This is a genomic window from Bacillus sp. Hm123 (assembly GCF_051842975.2).
Classification (GTDB): Bacteria; Bacillota; Bacilli; order Bacillales; family Domibacillaceae; genus Bacillus_CE.
Genome location: NZ_CM200277.1, coordinates 3,201,091 through 3,218,820, shown reverse-complemented (window position 1 = coordinate 3,218,820; position 17,730 = coordinate 3,201,091). Strand labels below are relative to the sequence as shown.

The 17,730-nt window shown below is 39.7% G+C and carries 18 protein-coding genes; 5 read left to right on the top strand and 13 right to left on the bottom strand.

Annotation, left to right across the window (positions count from 1 at the left end; translation table 11 throughout):
- Nucleotide 1 precedes the first annotated feature (1 nt).
- The 5 genes from ACSVDJ_RS16895 to ACSVDJ_RS16875 all read right to left on the bottom strand — a co-directional run bounded on the left by ACSVDJ_RS16895 (nt 2) and on the right by ACSVDJ_RS16875 (nt 3,471).
- Nucleotides 2–544, bottom strand: coding sequence for a sigma-70 family RNA polymerase sigma factor (locus tag ACSVDJ_RS16895; RefSeq protein WP_518619466.1), 543 nt, complete (start codon nt 542–544; stop codon nt 2–4).
- Between the two features lie 242 nt (nt 545–786).
- On the bottom strand, nt 787–1,245 hold the full coding sequence (locus tag ACSVDJ_RS16890; protein WP_439167430.1) for a competence protein ComK: 459 nt from the start codon (nt 1,243–1,245) through the stop codon (nt 787–789).
- Between the two features lie 194 nt (nt 1,246–1,439).
- Nucleotides 1,440–2,342: an ATP-binding cassette domain-containing protein gene (locus ACSVDJ_RS16885; protein ID WP_439167429.1), complete on the bottom strand. Its 903-nt coding sequence runs from the start codon at nt 2,340–2,342 to the stop codon at nt 1,440–1,442.
- A gap of 2 nt (nt 2,343–2,344) precedes the next feature.
- Entirely contained in the window at nt 2,345–2,731 is a 387-nt protein-coding gene (locus ACSVDJ_RS16880) for a GntR family transcriptional regulator (protein ID WP_439167427.1), read from the bottom strand.
- A 14-nt stretch (nt 2,732–2,745) separates the two neighbouring features.
- Nucleotides 2,746–3,471 carry a hypothetical protein gene (locus ACSVDJ_RS16875; protein WP_439167426.1) on the bottom strand — a complete coding sequence of 242 codons (726 nt, stop codon included), beginning with the start codon at nt 3,469–3,471 and terminating at the stop codon, nt 2,746–2,748.
- 261 nt (nt 3,472–3,732) lie between these two features.
- Between ACSVDJ_RS16875 and ACSVDJ_RS16870 the strand changes: the two genes are divergently transcribed.
- Complete coding sequence (locus tag ACSVDJ_RS16870) at nt 3,733–5,103, top strand: aspartate kinase (protein ID WP_439167424.1); 1,371 nt, start codon at nt 3,733–3,735, stop codon at nt 5,101–5,103.
- 53 nt (nt 5,104–5,156) lie between these two features.
- Here ACSVDJ_RS16870 and ACSVDJ_RS16865 read toward each other — a convergent pair whose 3' ends face one another.
- From ACSVDJ_RS16865 to ACSVDJ_RS16850, 4 genes are all read right to left on the bottom strand, one after another.
- On the bottom strand, nt 5,157–5,441 hold the full coding sequence (locus ACSVDJ_RS16865; protein ID WP_439167423.1) for a late competence development ComFB family protein: 285 nt from the start codon (nt 5,439–5,441) through the stop codon (nt 5,157–5,159).
- An 88-nt stretch (nt 5,442–5,529) separates the two neighbouring features.
- Entirely contained in the window at nt 5,530–7,536 is a 2,007-nt protein-coding gene (locus ACSVDJ_RS16860; RefSeq protein WP_439167421.1) for a sensor histidine kinase, read from the bottom strand.
- Complete coding sequence (locus ACSVDJ_RS16855) at nt 7,533–8,213, bottom strand: response regulator transcription factor (RefSeq protein WP_439167419.1); 681 nt, start codon at nt 8,211–8,213, stop codon at nt 7,533–7,535. The genes ACSVDJ_RS16860 and ACSVDJ_RS16855 overlap by 4 nt, the downstream gene beginning before the upstream one ends.
- A 157-nt stretch (nt 8,214–8,370) precedes the next feature.
- On the bottom strand, nt 8,371–8,529 hold the full coding sequence (locus tag ACSVDJ_RS16850) for a hypothetical protein (RefSeq protein ID WP_439167418.1): 159 nt from the start codon (nt 8,527–8,529) through the stop codon (nt 8,371–8,373).
- Nucleotides 8,530–8,801: 272 nt separating this feature from the next.
- Here ACSVDJ_RS16850 and ACSVDJ_RS16845 point away from each other — a divergent pair, with 272 nt between their 5' ends.
- The gene (locus tag ACSVDJ_RS16845) at nt 8,802–10,295 is read left to right on the top strand and encodes a S8 family serine peptidase (protein ID WP_439167416.1); all 1,494 of its coding nucleotides are present in this window, start codon (nt 8,802–8,804) and stop codon (nt 10,293–10,295) included.
- Nucleotides 10,296–10,336: 41 nt separating this feature from the next.
- Here ACSVDJ_RS16845 and yxzF read toward each other — a convergent pair whose 3' ends face one another.
- A complete protein-coding gene (yxzF, locus tag ACSVDJ_RS16840; RefSeq protein WP_518620692.1) occupies nt 10,337–10,429 on the bottom strand; it encodes a small protein YxzF in 93 nt (30 codons plus the stop codon).
- A 306-nt stretch (nt 10,430–10,735) separates the two neighbouring features.
- Here yxzF and ACSVDJ_RS16835 point away from each other — a divergent pair, with 306 nt between their 5' ends.
- Complete coding sequence (locus ACSVDJ_RS16835; RefSeq protein ID WP_439167414.1) at nt 10,736–11,596, top strand: CvfB family protein; 861 nt, start codon at nt 10,736–10,738, stop codon at nt 11,594–11,596.
- A gap of 93 nt (nt 11,597–11,689) precedes the next feature.
- Here the strand turns inward: ACSVDJ_RS16835 and uraA are convergent, their stop codons facing one another.
- The 3 genes from uraA to ACSVDJ_RS16820 form a co-directional block, all read right to left on the bottom strand.
- Entirely contained in the window at nt 11,690–12,958 is a 1,269-nt protein-coding gene (uraA, locus tag ACSVDJ_RS16830; RefSeq protein WP_439167413.1) for a uracil permease, read from the bottom strand.
- 142 nt (nt 12,959–13,100) lie between these two features.
- Nucleotides 13,101–13,301, bottom strand: a complete 201-nt coding sequence (locus ACSVDJ_RS16825) for a hypothetical protein (RefSeq protein ID WP_439167412.1) — start codon at nt 13,299–13,301, stop codon at nt 13,101–13,103.
- Between the two features lie 32 nt (nt 13,302–13,333).
- The gene (locus ACSVDJ_RS16820) at nt 13,334–14,728 is read right to left on the bottom strand and encodes an alanine/glycine:cation symporter family protein (protein ID WP_439167916.1); all 1,395 of its coding nucleotides are present in this window, start codon (nt 14,726–14,728) and stop codon (nt 13,334–13,336) included.
- 577 nt (nt 14,729–15,305) lie between these two features.
- Between ACSVDJ_RS16820 and serC the strand changes: the two genes are divergently transcribed.
- Together serC and ACSVDJ_RS16810 are read left to right on the top strand one after the other, a co-directional pair.
- On the top strand, nt 15,306–16,388 hold the full coding sequence (serC, locus tag ACSVDJ_RS16815; protein WP_439167411.1) for a 3-phosphoserine/phosphohydroxythreonine transaminase: 1,083 nt from the start codon (nt 15,306–15,308) through the stop codon (nt 16,386–16,388).
- 11 nt (nt 16,389–16,399) lie between these two features.
- On the top strand, nt 16,400–17,581 hold the full coding sequence (locus ACSVDJ_RS16810; protein ID WP_439167914.1) for a phosphoglycerate dehydrogenase: 1,182 nt from the start codon (nt 16,400–16,402) through the stop codon (nt 17,579–17,581).
- The last annotated feature ends 149 nt before the right edge of the window (nt 17,582–17,730 follow it).

Genomic DNA, 17,730 nt, shown 5'->3' with positions numbered 1-17,730 from the left:
TTCATTTGGTCCTTAGATGCAGCTTTAATTTGTTCATCACTTGTTTCCGCCACTTTTTGACGGTAGAAGGCGAAACATGTTCATATTGAGCAATTTCGGTGGTTGTCATACCGTGATAAAATGTACGAATCAGCCAAATTTTTTCACGGGGCGTTAGAAGGCTGGCGTAAGTGAGTAAGGCTTCGAGCTCTGATGATTGATCACTTCGTTCGTCCGGTTTCTCTTCCCAAAACAGCCCGTTAGTATAGACGACCTTTTCTTCTCTTTGTTTAGCTTTTTTTAACTCATCGATCATTCGACCCTTAATATACAAGTAGGCAAGGCTAGAAAAGGTACCTTTCTCTTCGTCATACTTTTCATAAGCTTCCCAAAGTGCGATTCGCCCAATTTGTTGAAATTCGTCTTGATTTTTATAAATATGCAGGGACTTCATTACATGATAAATCATTGGTGAAAATTGATGATAAACGTTCTCAAAACCCTCCACTGTTTTCTTCCTGACTGGAAGCGCGCTTACCGTAAATTCCCGGGTTGAATCAAGCATAGAGGGATTTTCTTTGTTAGGCGAAAAGATAAAATAAAGGAAAGGTAGAGAAATAAATGTAAAATATTACCTAATATTCGACGTTTGTCCTAAGTAAACGTATGAAACCTCCTTTTTTATAAGAAAGCAGTAAAAGCTGTATAGGACAGTGAAGAAAATCTGAAGGGAAACATAAAAAAGCCTCGTTCTAGTTAATGAACAAGACTTTTGTGCAAAGTGATTTCTAAATATAGAGGAAATCGTCAATCTTTATTCTTCAACATGTATGTAATGCAATTTGTGGCACGATCTAATTGTTTGTAATAAACATGAGGAGAACAATTCAAGGACAATTCGACGCCATTTTTAAAACAGACCACCATTTTTCCTTTACTTGAAGAATGGGATTGTACATGGCGTGGAAATATCCAGCAGCAGCCAGACTCGTCAGGTGAAATCGTAGGAAAGGTATAGATTAATTCTTCGTGGCAAATTAACAATGGCGTTTTTCTGTAATAGTTTAATTGTTTACGAATTGCTTGTAGACGGCCTTCATAGGTGAAAAGACGGTGTAAGCAGGCTTTATTTAACAATTGTTTTGCGGTCTCGTCGGTGTAATACGTCCCTTTCTCGTCGTAAATAATTGTATGATAACCCTCTTGATGATGCTCTACAAGGCCCATTGTACTTGCAGAAGGCAGATAACTCTCAACAAAAACCATTAAAAACTCCCCCTTCTTTGAGATTAATACTATAGTAACTATCATATGTAAATTATTCCAGTCGATGATATTAAAAGTATGTAAATTTTTTAATGTTGTGTTATTTATTCTATGTTAACGGGCTGTAAGAGAGCCATTGAGTAAAGAAGATCATACTGAAAAAAGCCAACCAGAATTTTGGTTGGCTTTTTGAATTAGATGATTCCAGCATAATGCTGGGTATGGCAGTTTTTTAAGTCGAACTCTCCAGATAAAATGGCGGGAAGAGTCTCATCGAGTCCAACATTAGCTTTGCGGATAATGTGAGCATTGCTTTTATTTAGTTCTTGTTCCGTGATGTTTTCCTTGTAGGAAATGACTTCTCGTCCATCATCGCTTGTATGAATGACATGTGAAATGGGCTGTTGCAAAGGTTGATCTAACCAGAATCTAGTGAACTTAGAGGCTAAGTCGTCTTTTTCAAACATGCCTAAAAATTCTCCTTGGCGAATCAATAAAAGGTAATCGGCAAATTTACGAATATCGTGAAGTTGATGGCTCGTAAATAAAATGGTTCTTTCCAAATCTTCATCCATTAACTGCACCATTTCATCAATCACTAATTTTTGAGCCATTAAATCAATAGCTGCCATCGGTTCGTCAAAAATCATTACATCCTGTGGTTGAGCTAATGTTAACGCAAGTATTAATTTTTTTTGTACCCCTTGTGATAGCTTATCAAATCGTTTATTCAGTGGGATATTTAATTCACGGACATAGTGAGAGAACCGTTCTTCATCAAAGGAAGAAGAAAAATGGGCAATGAGCTTTTTCATTTCCGATCCTTTCAAGCTGCTACAGCCAGACGTTGTTTGAGGCTGATAAGCGATTCGCTCTTTCCAACTGTTGTCTCCTAACACTCGATTTTGCTCAAAAAGCTGGATATGTCCACGGTCTTCTTTGGCCAATCCCATGATCATTTTGAGCAGCGTACTTTTGCCAGCGCCGTTATCACCAATAATGGCAACGGAACTGCCAGCGGGAATGGCGACGTTAACAGGTCCGAGTTCGAATTCCCCAATTTGTTTACATACTTGTTCGAATTTAATCACGCTCACGGTTAATCTCTCCTTTTATTGATTATGAGGGTGAACATTTTTTCGATATCCTGCAAGGAATAATCATGCTGCAATCCTACTTCAACGGCCCGTTCAATCGCTTGATGGACGGTTTTTTCTTTTACTTCTTCTTTGATTGCTAGTGCTACATCTGCCACAAAAGTTCCTCTCCCTCGAATCGTTTCAATGAATCCTTTTTGTTCCAAATCATTATAGGCTCTTTTCGTAGTAATCACGCTACATCCCAATTCTTTCGCTAGTACTCTTATAGAAGGTAGAGCAGTTCCAGCTGATAATTGGCCTCCAGAGATCAGCGCCTTTATTTGAGCTTCAATTTGATGATAAATCGGTTCCCGACTGTCTTGGGAGATGTGAATTGGTAATGTCATGGTAATCTCCCCCTTTACAAATAATCTATGGTCTGGACTTTTTTTACGGCGTATTGATACCAGTAAAGATAACTTCCGATTGTTAAAAGTGCTGCACATACTAATGTAACTACTGGGTAATTTTTGATCAGAAAAATGGAGCCTTCGACTAAGCTAGTTCTTACATAAAAATAGTAAGTTATCGTCATTGCTAAGATCGATCCGTAGATAATAATTGAAAAGACGATTATTTTTGTCATGGATATTACATCGCCCACGTCACTAGCTGAGAGAAGCGAGCTCATCATTAGACCAATTAGAAGCCAAAAAAATAGGAAAGCGATAGATTCACCTAATGACAGGGTAGAATTCAGTCTCGACGGTAAAACGAGCAATAATCCAATTAACATCACATTTGCAATGAGCGATTGAAAAGAGTTAGAAAGAAAACGGCTTTTTAGCAACACTTCTTCTGGAATGGGCTGCTCCTGTAAAAAGTTGAAAGAACTGCAGCCCCAAAAATCTCCTGACACCCTTATTAATTGGTCTTCTTTTGAGCGGAAGGAATACGGTAGAGAGGTTACAGCCACAATAAAGAGCCAATCGAAAATTATTTTTGTTGCCAAGTTAACAGAACCATTGGAGAGTGCTGTTAGCAGAAATACAAAAACGAGGGCAAAAATGATGAGTTTGAATAATCCCTTTGTTTTCACGAATTCAAACCTACTCAACCACCAAGCATCACGCCAAACAGAATTCATAGTAGACAACCTCCTAGTGTTAATGTGTATATGTGTTTATATACACATCATAAGCGCTTGTTTTGAAAAATGCAAGCATTAATTTCCATCATCTAATTCTTATTACGTTCCAGTGATAAGAGAGTCAAAGTTTCACTTTATTTCTTTCAATTTGGGAAATATCAGATTATTTCTTCTTTTTTGTGTGTAGGAGTGGTATAATCTTTCAAATAAATCTTTTTCATCATGAAAGTTAAACAGTGAGCAAGGAGTGGAATTTGGATGAAGGTTTGTAAATTTGGTGGAACGTCTGTGGCCAGTGCCGAGCAGATCAAAAAAGTGGCTGCGATCGTTGGGGAGGATGCAACACGCAAAATTGTCGTTGTGTCTGCTCCAGGAAAGCGTTTTAGTGATGATATTAAAGTAACGGATTTACTCATTAATTTAGCCGAGGCTTCTCTTTCAACCGGAGAAGCGGAGAAGGAATTACAAGCGGTTGTGGACCGCTATGCTGATATTGCTAAGGAACTTGGCTTGGATGAGCAAATTGTCAAAGTGATTGAAGAAGATCTTCGTGGACGGGTAACGGTCAATCGTAATAATCGCGATTTATTTGTCGATCAGCTTAAAGCGAGTGGGGAAGATAATAATGCGAAGCTGATTGCTGCTTATTTTTCAAGTATCGGTATGGAAGCGGAGTATGTCAATCCGAAAGAGGCAGGGCTAATTGTTAGCGATGAACCGGGGCGGGCTCGTGCTTTACCGGAAGCGTATGAAAATTTAAGTAATTTGCGTGATCGTAAAGGGGTTGTCGTGTTCCCTGGATTTTTCGGCTATTCACGTGATGGCGTGATGATGACATTTGCTCGTGGTGGCTCGGATATTACAGGTTCGATTTTAGCTGCTGCGATCGGTGCGGAGCTATACGAAAACTTTACAGATGTGGATTCGGTGTTCGCGGCTAACCCGAAAGTGGTAGACAACCCGATTGAAATTAAGCGAATGACGTATCGAGAAATGCGCGAGCTTTCTTATGCTGGTTTTTCCGTTTTCCATGATGAAGCATTAATGCCAGCTTTCCAGCGTTCTGTGCCGGTTTGCATTAAAAATACAAATAACCCGTCAGCAGAAGGAACGATGATTGTTGCTGAACGTGAATATTCGAATAGCCCTGTCATCGGTATTGCCGCAGATGGTGGGTTTTCCACAATTTATGTCAGTAAGTACTTAATGAACCGTGAGCTTGGATTCGGTCGTCGCTTGTTGCAAATATTAGAAGACGAGTATATTTCTTATGAGCATACTCCATCTGGCATTGATGATTTATCTGTCATTGTGCGTAGTCATCAATTAACGCCAGAGAAAGAAGCTCGAATTATTTCGAGATGCCGGGAAGAGTTGTTAGTCGATGATGTGTATATCGAACATCGTTTTGCGATGGTTGTCCTTGTAGGAGAGGGAATGCACAACACACGTGGTTTAACAGCGAGAGCAACGACAGCCATTTCTCGCGTTGGTGCTAATATCGAAATGATTAACCAAGGATCATCCGAAGTCAGTCTTGTATTTGGTATCCAAGAAAAAGATACAGACAACGTCTTAAAAGAACTATATAAAGAGTTTTTCAGTACAAGCGCTGTACTAGGTGTTTGACTGAATTAAACCGTTACAGTAAAAGAAAACCAGTGAGAAAGAGGGAACTTTCATCACTGGTTTTTATAATTTTGGCAGTGTGGATTGTTGGCTATTTTAGCACTTGCACGGGCAATAGTTGTTAAAATATTGGCGTGTTCTTGAGTGTTGACCATGTATTTTGCTGCGACATACGGCTTATGTTTATCATCAACTACATACATTGGTGGAAGATGATTGAGTGAAAGAGCTAATAAATCTGCTAGGCAACGATTGCACGTGCAGGTTAGCTTTAAGTTGTTTTTATGCTCTGTAATCATTGCTTGAACGATATCTTCCATGGCATTTTTGACGGTCATACATCGACCTCCATTTCTTCAGTTAAGTATACCTATTTATTATATCGGATGAAAATAAGAAACTTTAAACATAATTACTATATTTTCTTTAAATTGGTAAATCTACAGTGAATTCAGCTCCTTTTTGTAGTTGGCTGTGGGCGGTGATGATTCCTTTATGAGCTTTAGTAATTTCTTTAGCGATAGCTAGACCTAAGCCAGTGCTGTTTTTTTCAATACGAACCGGGGTAGTGCGGTACATACGTTCAAATAGTTTTTCTGCATGCTCTTCTGAAAAGCCGATACCATTGTCTTTAATTTGAAAGGAGATCGTATCGTCACCTCTCCAAACCGACATTTTCACCATTCCACCAGGTGGAGTAAATTTCACTGCATTTGATAATAAGTTTGAAAAAACTTGCTCGATTCGAATCGGATCAATCAATACTTCGTGTCGCTTTTCTTTCTCTAACGAAGATTGATAAACAAATGTTAATTGTTCCGCCTTAATTTTTGTTTCATACGATTGAAATAGTTTATATATATATTCCTCAAAATCAACGCGTTGAAACTGAAAAGAAAGTTGTTTCTCCTCCATTAGCACGAGCTGTTTCAAATCAGCTAATAATTTTTCCATAAAGCCCACTTGTTTATAAAGGTTATCGATATATTTTCTTTCACCTAAAGGAAGAATGCCATCTAGCATCCCTTTAGCTATCATTTTCAGTACTGATAGCGGAGAAGAGAGGTCGTGGGAAATTGCTGAAATTAAATGAGTTCTGGCACTTTCTGCTTCCTCTAGTTCTTGATAAGCCTTTTCTAATTTTACTGTTCGCTCTTGTACCTTTTTCTCTAATTGTTTATTTAAAATATTCAACTGATCGGACAGTTGCTCAGCCATTGCATAGGAACGAGCATATTTCGCTGCGTTCAGAGCTACATGAATAATGATATAACAGAGGACGCTAGTTGGAGCGATATACATTCCTTCTATTATATCTAGTCGAATCAATAGGTCGTTGAGGACACCATAGGTGATTAATATTAAACCAGCGAGATTCCAATATGCTTCAGCTACGCCTTTCTTAATAGAACGAAGGGACAAAATAATCATATAGATAAACACACAAAGTACGAAAAAGGCGAAAGGCAATTTTGTGTATGTAAATATGCTTGATGGTAGAAATAAAGACATGGATGCGCTCGTTACACAGATGAAAGTGACTACTTTAAGATAAATAGGCTTCAAAGGTTGTATTAACATATAATGAAAATATTTATACCAAGCGATAAAAAGAAGAAAGGTACTAACATGTTCAATTCTTAAAATCGTCGTCCAGCTTAAAAATGGGAATAACAGGTCAAGTTGAATCGTACCAGCAGTGGACGTTCGAATCGCTACGGCCAAGCAAACAAGGCTAAAGTAGAGCGACGACAGATCATTGCGACGTTTCACATAAAAAATGATATGATAAATCGCTAAAATCAACATTCCACCAATAATAAACGATTCCTTCATTAGGCGTAAACTATATTGAGGGAGTAACACAGTCTCTTTACCAAATTCGATCGTTTGCCACAAGCCAGTATGATAGAACATATAATTAGCCGTTAAAATATCAATCTGCAATACTTCTTGGTCTGGTTGATAGGCGATAAAGGATGGGCGATTGGCTGGAACATAATCTTCTTTTGTTGTGCCGACGACACCGTTTTCATAAAGCGTTTCACCGTTTACTTTGAAAATATAGCTTGATCCGATTTCTGGGAGGTAAAAACCAAGACGTTCTCCAACGTATTCTGGATTTAGTTTCATAGTTAGGCGATAGTTCGCATAACCATCTGGAGGTACACCTTGACCGTTTAGTTTATAATTTGTCCATTCATTTGGTACATCTACATAGATCGGAGACTGTCCACTGAAATCTTTCCATGAAAAAGCCCATTCGCCATCTAACCCGATGATTGGTGTAGTTTCAAAGGAGTGTTGTTGAAGATCTAAAACGCCTTGTTGCGCTTCAAAAGAAATATGAGTAGGTTGAGTGAATTGGCTGTACATGAATAATAAAAGCAATAAGCCTAGAGTGACAGAAATATATGTTCCTTGTCTCTTCATGGCATGAATTTGTATCCGAAGCCTCTAACGGTTTGAATATAGCGCGGCTTTTTCGGAATGTCTTCAATTTTTTTTCGTAAATTGCTAATGTGTACAAATACTGTGTTAGCGTCGCTTTCAGAATCAATTCCCCAAATGGAGTTAAATAAATGCTCTGAACTAAAGACTTTATTTGGATGCTGCGCCAAGAAAAATAGTAATTGTCTCTCTTTCACATACAGTTCGAGAGGCTCTCTATTTTTTCTTACTTCCATACTTTCTAAATCGAGCGTGAGCGTACCAAATACCAACTTGTTATTGTCTGTTTCGTCCGGACGTCTCCGCAAGTGGACTTTGATTCGTGCGAGTAATTCTTGAGGATCAAAAGGCTTTGTAATATAATCATCAGCGCCGCTGTCAAACCCTTGCAATTTGATTGACGTTTCACTGAATCCAGAAATGAATATTAATATACCATCATACTGTTTGCGATATCGCTTGGCTAAAGCAAGACCATTCTCTCCTGGGAGCTGAATATCAAGCAAAATTAAATCAGGTTGAAAAAGCTGTATTTCTTCCCAACCCGTTTCTGCATTTGCTGCCCAACGAGCTTCATATCCAGCGGCTTCTAAATACATAATACCTACTTCAGCAAGCGTTGCTTCATCCTCTATTAGTAGAATTCGCTTACGCTCCATGTTGACTACTTCCTCTCTAATTAAAGTTTTACTATAATATTACCAATTTTTCGTGAATGATCGAATGATCCATTTGAACTAAAAAAGAAGAAGGCTAACCTAAAAATAGAGGTCAGCCTTCTTCTCATTTCATTTCTTTGCTGAAGGAAAGGCAAGCTTATTGAGACAATCTGTCTAAAATGCTCGTATGATTGCGATGCACTCGGTGTGACTCCTGATAAGATTTGCGCAATTCCTTTGTTTGTAAACGCTCTTTTAATTTCGGTAACACAATCGCTAGTAACACGCCATAAGTAATAATTTTCTTTGCATTCATCTTTCTTCATCCCCGTTCTAAGTAGTAGGTACATTTTGATATACCCGATAATGATTAAGGAAAAACAAGAAAAAGGAACTATGTTAGTCACAATAGCACCAAAAAGATATTCTATATTATTATAACATATTAAATGACCTAATGAAATTGAAATACTGGGATTGAATGTAAAATGTAATTGTTAGTCAAATAATTTATTCAAATGCTCTATACACTCGCGCATATTCCTTCTATAATTTTCAGAAAAGCTTAATAATTAGGAGAGGATCTTTATGGAGAAAAAAAGATTAGCAACATCAATTTTGGCAAGTGTAGCGATGGCTTTTACAGTATTCAGTTCGGCTCACGTACAAGCTACCGAACAATTAAATCCGCAAGCTATTCAAGGAAACTATGAAAAAGGTGAGCTCATCATTCACTTTGAACGCTTGTTGACAAAAGCGGAGCGAGAAATGATTTATCAAAAACATGAATTAACAGAGAAGTCGACGTTGCAAAATGGGCTCTTCGTTAATGTGATGATTGAGGACCATCACAAGTTAAAAGAAGTAGCAGAGGCACTCATGCAAGAGACAGAGATTATAAGTGCAGAACCAAACTATCGAATGACGGCTGAATACAAACCGAATGACTACTATTATAGCCGCCAATGGTTTCATTCAAAAATCAATGCGCCTTATGCTTGGAATCGCACACGTGGGAATTCACAATTAACGGTTGCGGTGATTGATGGTGGGGTAGATATGGGACATCCAGAATTTAAAGGCCGACTCGTAAAGCCATATAACGCAGTCACAAACAGTACGACATTTCCACCGGATGATCATGGCACGCATGTAGCGGGGATTATTGGAGCTGCCATGGACGGTACCGGTACAGCTGGTGTTGCTCCAGGTGTAAAAATTATGCCGATCAATGTATTTGACGGAGAATATGCCGAAAGTTATGACATATCGAGAGCGATTATTTATGCGGCTGATCAGGGAGCAGATGTGTTGAATTTAAGCTTTGGCAGTTATAGCTACAGTAGCATCGTGGAATATGCAGTCAATTATGCTTATAAAAAAGGGGCGGTCATCGTGGCTGCTGCTGGAAATGAGTCGACGAATCAGCCGCTTTATCCAGCCTCTCTTTCATCCGTCATTTCAGTAAGTGCGACAAATTCCAAGGATAAAATCGCTTATCTTTCCAATTACGGTCGTTATATTAATGTATCTGCACCAGGTGAAGGAATCTTGTCGACGGTTATTGATAATGCCTATGCTTATATGGATGGCACGTCTATGGCTACACCAATTGTGTCAGGAGAAGCGGCACTAATTTTATCGAAAAATCCGTTCTTAACACCTAATCAAGTGGTGAAAATCATTTATTCATCCACACGTGATTTAGGGAAAAAGGGATGGGACTCCTACTACGGAATGGGGCGAATTGATACGTATCAAGCTTTAAAAATGACACCAGAACCAATGGGTAATATTTCACTTTCCTCGACACAAATTAAAGCTGGAAAAAATGTGAGGGCTGGTTTATCAGTTCGTGGTAGTATGAGAGGTTCTGTATCTATAGAGGATGCTAACGGCAAAAGTGTGAATACTTTGATCCGGAGTCAATTGCCGCAAAAAGGCGGATTCGTTGTTTATTGGAGTGGTAAGCGACAAGATGGTTCCTACGTAGCGCCGGGTGAGTATAGAATCGTTTTCCGAGTGGCAGATAACCGTCAATCAATGGTCAAGACAGCCGCTGTAAAAGTGGTTCAAAAATAAAAACTTAGGCTGTCTCCTTTGTTTGAAGACAGCCCTTTCGTTTATTTTACTATTTTGCGCTTGTTGAGTATTTTCTTAACGATCGGATAAACAACGGGCGCGTATTTAATTGCGGTTTTTACAATCGACTTGATTTTCACGTTTTCGTCACCTCACTATTATTTTCCCTGAATAGGACAGCTCTAAACAATAAAGTGAAACTTTAATCAGTGGGGGTTTTCTTCATCCCCCACTGATTATTAGTTGAACCAATCGGGCTTTTACGGGCAGTTGATCCCCCACCTAACTTCTTTGCTTTTCGCTGAATTTTTGAGGTAGGGATCTTACTGCCCGTTAATGCGGGATAAAATTCGAGCATAGTATTCTTAATTCCTGTTATAATGAAGGCAGATTCGGGTAAATTGATTATTAATTAAAGGTAAAGGAAGGATTTATTATATATGACGAACTTACAAGCTGGAACGATTCGCACGCTTGAGGTGAAAAACGAAGCGCCGTTTGGCTGGTTTTTAACAGATGGCGAGGAAAGCGTATTATTGCATCACTCGGAAATGACGGATGACTTTGATCCAGATGCCTTAATCGAGGTGTTTTTATTTCAAGATCATCAAGGGCGACTTGCCGCTACGATGAAGAAGCCACTAATCACTTTAGACAACTACGGTTGGGTGGAAGTTGTTGGTATAGAAGAGAAACTAGGCGTATTCGTCTCAATTGGGATTACAAAAGACATGCTTGTATCAGTAGATGATTTGCCATTTATGTTCTCGGTTCGCCCGACGGTTGGCGACCTTCTCTACTGTACGCTGAAGCTTGATCGTAACGACCGTTTATTTGCGAAACCAGCAACAGAAGAAGTGATGCAGGAGCAGTTTGCAACCGCTTCTAAAAAGGATTTCAATAAAGATATTACTGGTATCGTGTACCGTGCAACAAAAGCGGGCACATTTATCATTACCGCTGAAGGCTATCGTGGCTTCATTCACGATTCTCAGCGTAAAGTAGAGCCGCGCCTCGGTCAAAAAGTTGATGGTCGAATCGTTGATGTCAAAGAAGACGGCTCTGTTAACGTGTCTCTTCTAGGGCGTCGACAAGAAGTACAAAAGGATGACGCTGAAGACATCTATGAGTATCTTGTGCAACGCGGCGGTTCCATGCCGTATAGCGACAAAAGCCTCCCAGAAGAAATTGAGAGCCGCTTCGGTCTAAGCAAAGGCGCTTTCAAGCGAGCGCTTGGCAAGCTGATGAAAGAGAGAAGAGTGTATCAAGAGGACGGATGGACTCATATCGTAAAAGAATAGTAGCAAGCTGTCGGAGGGACCCTTCGGCAGCTTTTTTTGCGCCTAGCAGGAGGCATCGTTTACTAAACAAAAAAGCCGCCCGAGGGCAGCCTTTTATTCATAATCATTAGAGAGTTTAAGCTTATCAATAATGGTGAAGAATACACTTAGTAAAATGGCAACTACAGTCGCTAATGCCATTCCTTTTAAGGCAAAATTTTCGCCAAATGTTAGAGAGGCACCGCTTAAACCAATTACGAGTACAACCGTTGTTAAAATCATGTTGGTCGCTTTTGAATAATCGACTTTTGATTCAACGAGCATACGTAGACCTGAAACGGCAATGACGCCAAACAACAGGAGCGAAATGCCGCCCATCACGGCTGTTGGAATCGTAGAGATCAGCGCTGCTAGTTTGCCGACGAAAGATAAAATAATTGCCATGACAGCCGCGCCACCGATAACCCATGTAGAATATACTTTCGTTAAGGCAAGGACCCCGATATTTTCACCGTATGTCGTATTAGGTGTTGAGCCGACAAATCCGGAAATGACAGTTGAAATTCCGTTACCTAAGAGTGAAACACCAAGCCCTGGTTTTTTCATTAAATCGCGTTCTACAATCTTTTCTGTTACGACTAGATGACTGATATGTTCCGCGATGACTACAAGTGCTGCTGGAATAATAATCGCCATGCTAGTTAAGTCGAACTCAGGTTTGTAAAAATCAGGTAGGGCGAACCATTTAGCGTCACGAACTGGTTGGAAATCTACTAGTCCGTAAAAATAAGCAATCATATAGCCGGAAACAATCCCGATTAAAATGGGGATAATTTTCATAAAACCTCTAAACATTACATTTCCGATAATCGTAATACCGAGTGTCAATAGTGAAACAGTAATTGTAGCTGAATCAGGTGTCCACGGTTTTGTTGGATCTGGGGTAATGAGACCTGCCATTTGAGCAGCAACCGGGACAAGTTCGAGTCCGATAACGGCAACAATTGCTCCCATTGCCGCAGGAGGGAACACGACATCAATCCATTTTGTCCCGACAAAGCGAATGAGTAAAGCGATGAGAATAAAAATAATTCCGACAGCGATAAATCCACCGAGAGCGGCACCATAGCCTTTATCCGCTAACACAATCGTAACGGGGGAGATAAAAGCAAAACTAGAGCCAAGATAAGCAGGAATTTGACCTTTACATAGCACGAGATAAATCAACGTTCCAATGCCGTTCATTAATAAAATCGTTGCTGGGTTCACACCGAAAAGAATCGGTACAAGAACCGTTGAGCCGAACATCGCAAACAAATGCTGCAAACTAAGCGGAATCATCGCTAACGCTGGTGGTCGTTCATCAACTTGATAAGTGCGCATACAAACTCTCCTTTAAACGTAATATTGAACACAAATTGATCATATTATACAGCAATGTCCGACAGCTTTCTACATAAATTTATTAATTTTAAAAAAATAAAAACAGCGTTGCGAAAGCTAAAGCTCTACAACGCTGTTCTTGTTATTGATTAATATTCAGAAATTCCTGCATCCGCATTTCTAATTGTCTAGCTCCGCCAACTAGCCGCTCGAGGTCAAAAGCCAATCCGTCCAAAAGGTTAAAGAACAACCTTTTGGACGGCTCGTCTTTTGCTTGTCGCGGCTGACCAAGTTGGCTTCGCATTTCGTTTTCCTTTATCTCGATCGGAATGTTCCAGTCCATACGTCGCTGATCAGCGCCTTCCGCTTTTCGATTTAACTTACTTTTTTGTTTTCTTCTTTATACGCTTTTGTTTGGAAAAAGTTGTTTGTTTCTTTGACGATGACTTTGTAAAGGAGTAGGATACCGACTAAGTTTGGGATCATCATAAGAGCGTTAGCCATGTCGGCGAATGCCCAAACGGTTGTTAAGCTTGCAACAGCTCCGATTCCTGTTGCTGTTACGTAGACGATACGGTAAGCAGAGATGTATTTTAATCCAGCGATGTATTCGAAGCATTTTTCTCCGTACATGTACCAGCCAACGATCGTTGAGAATCCGAAGAAGATCACGGATAGAGACACAATCCATTCACCAGCCGTACCAAGGACAGAACCAAAGGCTGCAGTTGTTAATGCTCCACCTTCAAGGCTTGCATTGTGAGTGACACCGGAAAGTGTTCCGCCTGTCGGGTCCCAAAAGCCGGTCATTAAAAGAACGAGGCCTGTCATCGTACAAACGACAATCGTCACAATAAATGTCCCAGTCATCGCTACAAGTGCTTGTTTCACTGGGTGATCAGCACGAGCATTTCCAGCGATAAGTGCCGCCGTACCAAGACCTGCTTCGTTGGAGAAAATCCCTTTTGATACTCCGTTGCGAGCCGCTTCAGCTACAACGACTCCGGCGAAACCGCCAACAGCAGAAATGGGATTAAAAGCATAATGGAAGATTAATTGAAAAGAAGGAATAATTTGATCGTAGTTAATAGCGATAATTAATAAAGATCCACCGATATAAAGCGCCGCCATAATTGGTACGAAAAATCCAGCTACCGTACTAATGCGTTGAATTCCACCGAAAATAATTAAAGTCGTTAATACGACAAGGATGATGCCAGTGATCCACCCATTGATATGAAAGCTTTTCGACATGACATCAGCGATTGTGTTAGATTGTACACTGTTTCCGATTCCTAAGGCAGCGAATGCACCAAACATGGCGAAGGCCATCGCTAACCATTTCCATTTCCGACCGAGCCCTCGTTCGATATAGTACATCGGCCCGCCGGAGTATTCACCATTAGCATTTTTGACACGGTATTTCATTGCTAATAAAGCTTCCGCATATTTCGTTGCCATTCCTAATAAGCCAACGACCCACATCCAAAAAATTGCCCCTGGTCCACCAAGTGTAACGGCAGTGGCTACCCCAGCGATATTTCCGTTTCCGATGGTCGCAGCAAGTGCCGTCATTAAGGCTTTGAAATTACTTACGTCACCTTCCGCCTTTGCATCCTCTTCTTTCTCTTTAGAAAATGCTAGCTTGAAAGCGTAAAGTAGGCGGCGGAACTGTAGTCCTTTCAGAAAAAAAGTAAGAAAGACACCGGTTCCGACTAGTAATATTAAACTTGGTGTTCCCCAGAGCACACTGTTGATCTTTTGTAACATTTCTAACACCTTTCATCCCCTCCTCATTGAGATGTTTTTCTAAGATTGCGATAATTGAAAACGTTTTCACTGTTATTGATAAATATATTTTAACATTTTGAAAAAACTAGACAATTGTCGAAAAGTAAAAAAGAAAACATTTAGTTTTGTCGAAATCAACAATTAAAGCTCTTTTATTATATCAAAATGTTAAAATCCTGCCACAAAAACGATAGAAGTTATAAAATTAGCAAGATTCAATAATGAAAAAAACTTTGCTAGTACTGGACGGAAAATTGATTTTTTTCTCTCGAAGTATTTGTTCACTATTTCACATAATATTATTCAAACAATAAATATTATTTCGATGAAATGTAAGAAAAAAACGTTAAATACGAACGAATAATAAATAAAAATAAAAAATGTTCGCTTTTATGGAATGCGATAAAATCAATTTTGTAAGCGTTAACAAGGTGGAATTCGGCTTTGACCTTAGTTTTCTTCCTCTTGATAAGTAGGTGTTTATAATTTATAATTCATTGATATTAATACGTGAAATTTTCTGATATACAAATAAGAAACGAATGAGGGTGTTAACATGGAAAGAGTGTATAATTTTTCAGCGGGACCTTCTATGCTTCCGCTACCAGTGTTGGAAAAAGCTCAAAAAGAATTGGTCAATTATGCTGATTCCGGTATGTCTGTAATGGAGTTAAGCCATCGTTCGGGCTTATTTACAGATATTATTACGAAAGCGGAGCAACTACTTCGTGAACTAATGAGCATTCCAGAGAATTATAAGGTGCTATTTATCCAAGGGGGAGCGTCTCAACAATTTGCGATGATTCCAATGAACTTGTTACGTAACAGTGGAAAAGCTGATTATGTGAACACAGGATCTTGGTCTAAAAAGGCGATTAAAGAAGCGAAGAAGTATGGTGAAGTTCGTGTCATCGCTTCCTCTGAAGACGAAAACTTCAGCTATGTTCCAGCGATGGATACAAGCATGATCGATCCAGAGGCTGATTATGTACATATCACAACTAACAACACAATTGAAGGAACAGCTTTCACACAAATTCCTGATACAGGAAATGTTCCTCTTGTAGCAGATATGTCTTCTAATATTTTATCGGAAGAAATCGATGTGTCGAAGTTTGGCTTAATTTATGCGGGTGCACAAAAGAACATCGGTCCAGCTGGATTAACAGTGGTCATTATTCGTGAAGATTTAATTGGCTTTGCGAAAGAAGGCGTTCCGACGATGCTTGATTATAAAACGCATAGTGAGAGCGGCTCTTTATACAACACGCCTCCGACTTACGGCATTTATATGGCAAAGCTTGTGTTTGAATGGTTAACAGAGCTTGGCGGCTTGAAAGCAATGGAGAAGATCAACCGAGAAAAGGCGGAGATTCTATACAGCTTCTTAGAAGAGTCTGAGATGTTCACTTCTCCGGTGAAAAAAGATAGCCGTTCACTCATGAACATTCCTTTCGTTTCACCATCCGCGGAATTAGATGCGGCGTTTGTGAAGGAAGCAAAAGCAGCAGGTTTAGAAACGTTAAAAGGTCATCGTTCGGTCGGTGGAATGAGAGCAAGTGTTTATAATGCGATGCCAGTTGCGGGTGTGCAAGCACTTGTTGACTTTATGAAACAATTCGAAAGCAAACATAAGTAAAAGGGGAGACCATAACCGTGTATACCATTAAAACATTAAATAATATCGCCGAATGTGGCTTAAATGTATTCAATAAAGAGGCGTTTACGATTGATAACGACAGCGTAAATCCAGATGCGATTGTGCTTCGTAGCTTCAATATGCACAATATGGAGATTGACGAAAACACGAAAGCGATCGCACGTGCCGGAGCTGGTGTCAACAATATCCCGGTGGAAGCTTGCACAGAGCGCGGAATCGTTGTATTTAACACGCCAGGTGCCAATGCCAATGCGGTAAAAGAGCTAGTTCTTACGACGTTAATGGCCTCTTCTCGTAATTTATTTGCCGGCGTAGAATGGACGAAAACATTAGCTGACAAAGGTGATGAAGTGCCAAAGCTTGTGGAAGCAGGCAAGAAGCAATTTGTCGGAAAAGAAATTAAAGGAAAAACATTAGGCGTCATCGGATTAGGTGCGATTGGGGCACTTGTCGCTAATGATGCACTTGATCTTGATATGGATGTGATCGGATTCGACCCATTCATCTCTGTTGATACAGCTTGGAATCTTTCTCGTAACGTGCAACGTGCGATGACGATGGATCAGCTGTTTGCAGCAGCTGACTACATTACGGTTCACGTACCGTTAACGGAAGATACGAAAGGTATGTTCAATGAAGCATCTTTCGGTATGATGAAACCAGGCGTTCATATTTTAAACTTCTCTCGTGGAGGACTAGTGAACGAAGAAGACATGGCAGTAGCAATTGAAAAAGGTATTGTAGGGAAATATATTACGGACTTCCCGAACGAAAATATTTTAAAAATGAACAATGTCGTACCAATTCCTCACCTCGGAGCATCTACGAAGGAATCAGAAGAGAATTGTGCAATCATGGCTTCTCGTCAAGTGAAGGAATATTTGGAAACAGGAAATATTAAAAACTCTGTGAACTTACCGAACGCTTCTTTACCTTTCACAGGTAAACGTCGCGTAACAGCGTTCCATAAAAATGTCCCGAACATGGTAGGACAAATTACGGGCGCTTTATCTGAGTACAACTTAAACATTGCTGACATGGTCAATAGAAGCAGAGGTGACTACGCTTATACGATTATTGACATTGATAATAAAGTAAATGGCGATGTTATCCCTGGCTTACAAGAAAAAATGAGCAAAATCGATGGGATGGTAACATTCCGCGTGATTTAATCGCAGCTATCTCATGTAAAAGCCTGACTCTAACTATTCAATCTTTAAGCAGATTGGATGGATCAGAGTCAGGCTTTTTTTGTTTGGAATATTACTATTCTTTAACTTTTGATTAAATTTATTACAAAAATATTAAAAAAATGAAACTT